The sequence below is a fragment of the Priestia sp. JV24 genome (assembly GCF_025910025.1).
GTDB classification, from domain to species: domain Bacteria; phylum Bacillota; class Bacilli; order Bacillales; family Bacillaceae_H; genus Priestia; species Priestia megaterium.
On the sequence record NZ_JAPCIN010000101.1, the window covers coordinates 1 to 345 of the forward strand.

Consider the following 345-nt stretch of genomic DNA (forward strand, 5'->3'; position numbering starts at 1 on the left):
GTACGTTCTTCTCCAATTTTTTCACGCATACTATTCATGATAGCGACTTCTAAAGTAGGAGCTACCCCGCCGCAGTACACATATTTACGCACTTTATTCGCTGGTGGTGGTGCGACATCATTTAATTTAGCCAATAAAATCTCCACATAGTCTCGAAGAGAAGACTTGATTGTACTTGTTAAATCAATGGATTCACCTGTATTTTCGTTTTTTAATACAAACTTTTGCTTGCTGTAGTTATCAAGAATAAATTGATCAAAGGCACGTAAGTCCGTAAACAGTTCTAGGAATTTCTCTTTACGCAATTTATCAATATGCGCTAAATAAGGAATGCCTTCAAGGAAT

The 345-nt window shown here is 36.5% G+C and carries 1 pseudogene; it reads right to left on the reverse strand.

Annotation, left to right across the window (positions count from 1 at the left end):
* Positions 1–345, reverse strand: a pseudogene (locus OK414_RS29880) (hypothetical protein); the annotation flags it as partial.